Origin of the sequence: Streptomyces misionensis (genome assembly GCF_007896895.1) — a bacterium.
Classification (GTDB): Bacteria; Actinomycetota; Actinomycetes; order Streptomycetales; family Streptomycetaceae; genus Streptomyces; species Streptomyces misionensis_A.
This window is the reverse complement of sequence record NZ_VOGW01000027.1, coordinates 1-6481: the sequence shown is the minus strand read 5'-3', so window position 1 is coordinate 6481 and position 6481 is coordinate 1. Positions and strand designations below refer to the sequence as shown.

Sequence of the window (6481 nt, the reverse complement as noted above, 5' to 3'; positions counted from 1 at the left end):
TGGGTGATCCGGCCATCGCGTCGGCCGGGGTGGCCGGGGGCTCGGCCGTGGCCGCGTCCGCCGGGCCGCGGCGTCGTCACAGGCGTCTCGCACGGTGTTGTCGTACGGCGTTGCCACGGCCGTCGTCACACCGCGTCGATCAGCGCGGCCAGTGCCGTGGCGAGGCGGTGCAGGCCGGGGCCCGGCGGGCCGCCCGGCTCGCGCAGGTAGGTGTCCCGGCGGATCTCGATCATCAACGCCTCGACCCGGTTCTCGGTGCCGTGGTACTCCAGTGGCACATAGGTCCCGCTGAACGGGCTGTCGAGACCGGTCGGTCCGCACCCGGCGAACGCCGCGCGCGCCGTGTCGGTCAGCCGGGGCGGGGTGTGGAAGGGGTCCGTGCCCAGGCAGACCGGCGGGCGCGGGCCGTCGCCGTGGAGTTCGTAGGGCAGCGCCTCGGCCGGGTACGAGTGCACGTCGATCACGACGGCGCGCCCGGTCGCGGCCAGCCGGCCGGCCACGGCCCGCGTCATGGCCGCCGCGTACGGCCGGAAGTACCGTTCGATCAGCGGCTCCGGGTCGCTGTCCGCGGGCCGCAGCTCTTCGCGGTGCGTGGTGCGCGTGTACACCGCGCCCATGCCGACGGCGCGCATCTCCTCCCGCTCGTCCGGGAACCGCTCCGGATCCACGACCAGCCGGGACAGCCGGTTCACCAGCCGCCACGGCCGTAGCCGCGAGAGTCCCGCCGCCCGCTCGGCCAGCTCCGCGGTGTGCGCGTCCGTGATGTGGTCCAGCTCCCGCTCCAGCGCGGCGTCGTCCAGCACGATCCCACGGCGCACGTCGCCGGGGATCGCCCGCGCGGAGTGCGGGACGTGCAGCAGCACCGCCGACTCGGGCGCGCCGGGCAGGAGTTCGAACGACGGCATGGGCGGCTCCTACGGGAGGGGTACGTCGTGGACCAGGGCCGGGCGGCCCTGCCCGCGCCGGTGCGCGGTGCCCCTCAGTCCAGCAACTCGCGGACCAGGGAGCCCACTTGCTCCGACTCGATCAGGAAGCCGTCATGGCCGTACGGCGATTCCAGCACCCGGGGACCGTCGGCGCCAGGGATCAGCGACGCCAGTTCTTCCTGCTGGGCGAGGGGGTAGAGGCGGTCGGAGTCGACGCCGGCCACCAGGGTGGGGCAGGTGACCCGGGCGAGGGCCGGGCGCAGGCCGCCCCGCGCGCGGCCCACGTCATGGGCGTTCATCGCCTCCGTGAGGGTGACGTAGCTCGCGGCGTCGAAGCGCCGTACCAGCTTGGCCGCGTGATGGTCCAGATAGGAGTCGACCCGGTAGCGGCCGCCCCGCCAGGGGTCCTCGGCGCCCTGGGGCGCCCGGCCGAAGCGGGTGCCCAGTTCCGGCTCGCTGCGGTAGGTGATGTGGGCCAGCCGGCGGGCGAGGCCCAGGCCCGTGGCCGGGCCCCGGCCCGAGTCGTGGTAGTCGCCGCCCTGCCAGCCGGGGTCCGAGCGGATCGCGCGCAGCTGGACGCCGGCCCAGGCGATCTGCTCCGCGCTCGCCGCCGCCGTCGTGGCGAGCAGCAGCAGCGCTCCGGTGCGCTCCGGGTACGACACGGCCCACTCCACCGCCCGCATGCCGCCCATCGAGCCGCCCACCACAAGCGCCCACCGGTCGATGCCGAGGGAGTCCGCGAGCCCCGCCTCCGCCGCGACCTGGTCCCGCTGGGTGAGGAAGGGGAACGCGCCGCCCCAGGCCCGGCGGCCGTCCGGGCGCGCCGAGGCCGGTCCCGTGCTGCCCTGGCAGCCGCCCAGCACATTGGGCGCCACGACGAACCACCGGTCGGTGTCCAGCGCGCGCCCGGGCCCGACCAGCGGCTCCCACCACCCCGCAGTGGGGTGCCCGGGCCCGGCCGGACCGGCGACATGGCTGTCGCCGGTCAGCGCGTGCAGCACCAGCACCGCGTTGGACGCGTCCGGCGCGAGCCGCCCCCAGGTCTCGAACGCCAGCCGCACGCCGGGCAGTTCACCGCCCGCCTCCAGCGGCAGCGGCCGGCCGGCCGCATGCCACCGGCGGCGGCCCGGCGGGTCGCCCTCCCGCCAGGCCCCGGTGACGGGCAGCCGTTCCGTGACCGTGACCGCGTTCACCTACGCGCCCTTGGCCGCGCGGAAGCCGGCCTCCAGATCCGCCTTGAGGTCGGCCAGGTTCTCGATGCCGACGGACAGCCGCACCAGGCCCGGCGTGGTGCCGGAGGCCGCCGCCGCCTCCTCGGTGAGCTGGCTGTGCGTGGTGGACGCCGGGTGGATGATCAGACTGCGTACGTCGCCGATGTTGGCGAGGTGGCTGAACAGCTCGACCCCGTCGACGAACCGCTTGCCGGCCTCCACGCCGCCGCGCAGCTCGAAGGAGACGATCGCGCCCGCCCCGCGCGGCAGGTACCGCTGCGCCGCCTCGTACCACGGGCTGGACTCCAGGCCCGCGTAGTGGACGGTCTCCACCTCGTCGCGCCGCTCCAGCCACTCGGCGATCGCCTGCGCGTTGGCGGTGTGCCGCTCCAGCCGCAGGCTCAGCGTCTCCACCCCCTGGAGCAGCAGGAACGCCGAGTGCGGGGCGAGCGCCGGGCCGAGGTCGCGCAGCAGCTGCACCCGCAGCTTCACCCCGAACGCGCCCGGCCCGAGCGCCGGCCAGTAGCGCAGGCCGTGGTAGCTCGCGTCCGGCTCGCTGAAGTCCGGGAACCGGTCCGGGTGCGCCCCGAAGTCGAAGGTGCCGCCGTCCACCACCACGCCCGCGATGGCGGTGCCGTGCCCGCCGAGGAACTTGGTCGCCGAGTGCACCACGACGTCCGCGCCGTGCTCGATCGGCCGCAGCAGGTACGGGGTGGCCACCGTGTTGTCCACGATCAGCGGCACCCCGGCCGCGTGCGCCACGTCCGCCACCGCCCGCACGTCGAGGACGTTGCCGCGCGGGTTGCCCAGCGCCTCGGCGAACAGCGCCTTGGTGTTCGGCCGGATCGCCGCCCGCCAGGCCTCGACGTCGTCCGGGTCGTCCACGAAGGAGACCTCGATGCCCAGCCGGGCCAGCGTGTGCCGCAGGAGGTTGTACGTGCCGCCGTACAGGGCGGCGCCGGCGACGATGTGGTCGCCGGCACCCGCCAGGTTCAGGATCGCCAGGGTCTCCGCCGCCTGCCCCGAGGCCAGCGCGACCGCCCCGACGCCGCCCTCCAGGGCGGCGATCCGCTGCTCGAACACGTCGGTGGTCGGGTTGTGGATCCGGGTGTAGATGTTGCCGGGCTCGGCCAGCGAGAACAGGTCGGCCGCGTGTTGGGTGTCCCGGAAGACGAACGAGGTGGTCTGGTAGACGGGGGTGGCCCGGGCGCCGGTCGTGGGGTCGGGGGCCGCCCCGGCGTGGATCTGCTTCGTCTCGAAGGACCAGGCGGCGGCGGGGTCGGGCTGCGTGCTCATGGTGCGTGCTCCTCGTGCGGGGCAGGGCGGTGACGTGGCACGAGGTAAGCACGCGGCAGCACCCCCCGACAGGCGCGGGGAGAAGCCGACACGAGGACGTCATGGACGACAACACGGCCGCAACATCCGCGACACACACGGCCGTTGTTCCGGCCGTGTGCCGGTTGTCACCGTCCCGTCACAGCCGGCGGCGGGTGAAACGCGGGCCGGCCGGGGGCCCTCTTCCCGGGTGTCAGCAGCTCGTCACAGCAGAGGACGCCCATGAACCACCGTCATGTCTCCGCCGCCGTCGTCCTGGCCTCCGCCGCCGCGCTCCTCGCCACCACGTGCGGGTCGGCCGGCGCCAGCCCGAACGCCCCGGTGCGGACCGCGAAGGCCACGGCCTGGAAGCCGTGCCACCTGCCCAGCGGGTACCAGCGCTTCGTCGAGCTGGACTCCGCCAGGACCGTCAAGGGGCAGACGGTCGTGCGGGTGACCCCGCAGACGTGCAAGGTGAACAAGGCGAACGACGAGGACGTCGTCTACACCCCGAGCGGCGCCGCCCGATCGGTCGGGTTCGCGTCGGGTGCCTCCGTCGAGGTCCTGCGCGACACCACGACCGTGAAGGTCGCCCCGCAGTGGCTGGTGAAGCACAAGCTCGCCAACAGCCCGTACTTCTACTTCCGCGCCGATGCCAAGGGCCGGATCACCGCCATGCAGGAGATCTACCACCCGTAGTCCCACGCACGGAGCGGCGCTCCGCCCCACCGCGCTGCGATGGGGCGGAGCGCCGCTGTGAGCCCGGACTAGCTCAGCGAGGCCAGGGCCGCGTTCCAGGTGGCCGACGGACGCATCACCGCGTCCGCCTTGGCCTGGTCGACGCGGTAGTAGCCGCCGAGGTCGGCCGGCTTGCCCTGGACGGCGTTCAGCTCGTCCACGATCTTCTGCTCGTCGGCCGCGAGGGACTCGGCGAGCGGCGCGAACGCCTTGGCCAGGTCGGCGTCGTCGGTCTGCTTGGCCAGCTCCTGCGCCCAGTACAGGGACAGGTAGAAGTGGCTGCCGCGGTTGTCGATGCCGCCGACGCGACGGGTCGGGGACTTGTCCTCGTTGAGGAAGGTCGCCGTGGCGCGGTCCAGGGTGTCGGCGAGCACCTTGGCCCGGGCGTTGCCGGTGGCCTGCGCGTACTGCTCCAGGGAGGGCACGAGCGCGAAGAACTCGCCGAGCGAGTCCCAGCGCAGGTAGTTCTCCTTGACCAGCTGCTGGACGTGCTTGGGCGCGGAACCGCCGGCGCCCGTCTCGAACAGGCCGCCGCCCGCCATCAGCGGGACGACCGACAGCATCTTGGCGCTGGTGCCCAGCTCCAGGATCGGGAACAGGTCGGTCAGGTAGTCACGCAGCACGTTGCCGGTGACCGAGATGGTGTTCTCGCCGCGGCGGATGCGCTCCACCGACAGCTTGGCGGCCTCGACCGGGGACAGGATCCGGATGTCCAGGCCCTCGGTGTCGTGCTCCGGCAGGTACTGCTTGACCTTGGCGATCAGCTGCGCGTCGTGGGCGCGGCCCTCGTCCAGCCAGAACACGGCCGGGTCGCCGGTGGCGCGGGCGCGGGTGACGGCCAGCTTGACCCAGTCGCGGATCGGGGCGTCCTTGGTCTGGCAGGCGCGGAAGATGTCGCCCTCGGCGACCGGCTGCTCGATCAGCACGTTGCCGGCCTGGTCGACCAGGCGGACGGTGCCCGCGGCCGGGATCTCGAAGGTCTTGTCGTGGGAGCCGTACTCCTCGGCCTTCTGCGCCATCAGGCCGACGTTCGGCACCGTGCCCATGGTGGACGGGTCGTAGGCGCCGTTGGCCCGGCAGTCCTCGATGACGGCCTGGTAGACACCGGCGTACGAGGAGTCCGGGATGACGGCGAGGGTGTCGTGCTCCTGGCCGTCCGGGCCCCACATGTGGCCGGAGGTACGGATCATCGCGGGCATGGAGGCATCCACGATGACGTCCGAGGGGACGTGCAGGTTGGTGATGCCCTTGTCGGAGTCGACCATGGCCAGCTCCGGGCCCTCGGCCAGCTCGGCGTCGAAGGAGGCCTTGATCTCGGCGCCCTCGGGCAGGGCCTCCAGGCCCTTGAGGATGCCGCCGAGGCCGTCGTTCGGGGTGAGACCGGCCGCCTTGAGGGTCTCGCCGTACTTCGCGAACGTCTTCGGGAAGAAGCTGCGCACCACGTGACCGAAGATGATCGGGTCGGAGACCTTCATCATCGTGGCCTTCAGGTGCACGGAGAACAGCACGCCCTCCTGCTTGGCGCGGGCGACCTGCGCGGCGAGGAACTTCTCCAGCTCCGCGACGTGCAGCACGGAGGCGTCCACGACCTCGTCCTTCAGGACCGGCACGGACTCGCGCAGCACGGTGGTGGTGCCGTCGGCGCCCACCAGCTCGATCTTCAGCGCGCCGTCCTCGGCGATGACGACCGACTTCTCGGTGGAGCGGAAGTCGTGCTCGCCCATGGTCGCCACGTTGGTCTTGGACTCGGGGGTCCAGGCGCCCATGCGGTGCGGGTGGGTCTTGGCGTAGTTCTTCACCGACGCCGGGGCACGGCGGTCGGAGTTGCCCTCGCGCAGCACCGGGTTGACGGCGGAGCCCTTGACCTTGTCGTAACGGGCGCGGATCTCGCGCTCCTCGTCGGTCTTCGGGTCGTCCGGGTAGTCCGGCAGGCCGTAGCCCTTGGCCTGGAGCTCGGCGACGGCCGCCTTGAGCTGCGGGATGGACGCCGAGATGTTCGGCAGCTTGACGATGTTGGCCGCCGGCGTCTTGGCCAGCTCGCCCAGCTCGGTCAGCGCGTCGGGGATGCGCTGGTCCTCGGACAGGTACTCCGGGAAGACGGCGATGATGCGCCCGGCCAGCGAGATGTCGCGGGTCTCCACGGGCACACCGGCCTGCGAGGCGTACGCCCGGATCACCGGCAGGAAAGAATGCGTCGCCAGGGCCGGGGCCTCGTCTGTGTACGTGTAGATGATGCTCGAGTCAGTCACCGGGTGCTCCGCTCCACGTCTGTAACATTGCTCGACATCAAGA

At 72.8% G+C, this 6481-nt stretch carries 5 protein-coding genes; 1 reads left to right on the top strand and 4 read right to left on the bottom strand.

The features are described 5' to 3' along the window. Positions 1-125: 125 nt before the first annotated feature. The 3 genes from FRZ03_RS04140 to FRZ03_RS04130 all read right to left on the bottom strand — a co-directional run bounded on the left by FRZ03_RS04140 (position 126) and on the right by FRZ03_RS04130 (position 3433). Complete coding sequence (locus tag FRZ03_RS04140) at positions 126-905, bottom strand: N-formylglutamate amidohydrolase (RefSeq protein ID WP_146463767.1); 780 nt, start codon at positions 903-905, stop codon at positions 126-128. Positions 906-979: 74 nt separating this feature from the next. Further along, positions 980-2119 carry a homoserine O-acetyltransferase MetX gene (gene metX, locus FRZ03_RS04135; RefSeq protein WP_146463766.1) on the bottom strand — a complete coding sequence of 380 codons (1140 nt, stop codon included), beginning with the start codon at positions 2117-2119 and terminating at the stop codon, positions 980-982. Then, positions 2120-3433, bottom strand: coding sequence for a bifunctional o-acetylhomoserine/o-acetylserine sulfhydrylase (locus FRZ03_RS04130; protein ID WP_146463765.1), 1314 nt, complete (start codon positions 3431-3433; stop codon positions 2120-2122). Between the two features lie 261 nt (positions 3434-3694). Between FRZ03_RS04130 and FRZ03_RS04125 the strand changes: the two genes are divergently transcribed. Next, entirely contained in the window at positions 3695-4150 is a 456-nt protein-coding gene (locus tag FRZ03_RS04125; RefSeq protein WP_146463764.1) for a hypothetical protein, read from the top strand. 68 nt (positions 4151-4218) lie between these two features. Here FRZ03_RS04125 and FRZ03_RS04120 read toward each other — a convergent pair whose 3' ends face one another. Then, a complete protein-coding gene (locus tag FRZ03_RS04120; protein ID WP_146463763.1) occupies positions 4219-6438 on the bottom strand; it encodes an NADP-dependent isocitrate dehydrogenase in 2220 nt (739 codons plus the stop codon). Positions 6439-6481: the final 43 nt, after the last annotated feature.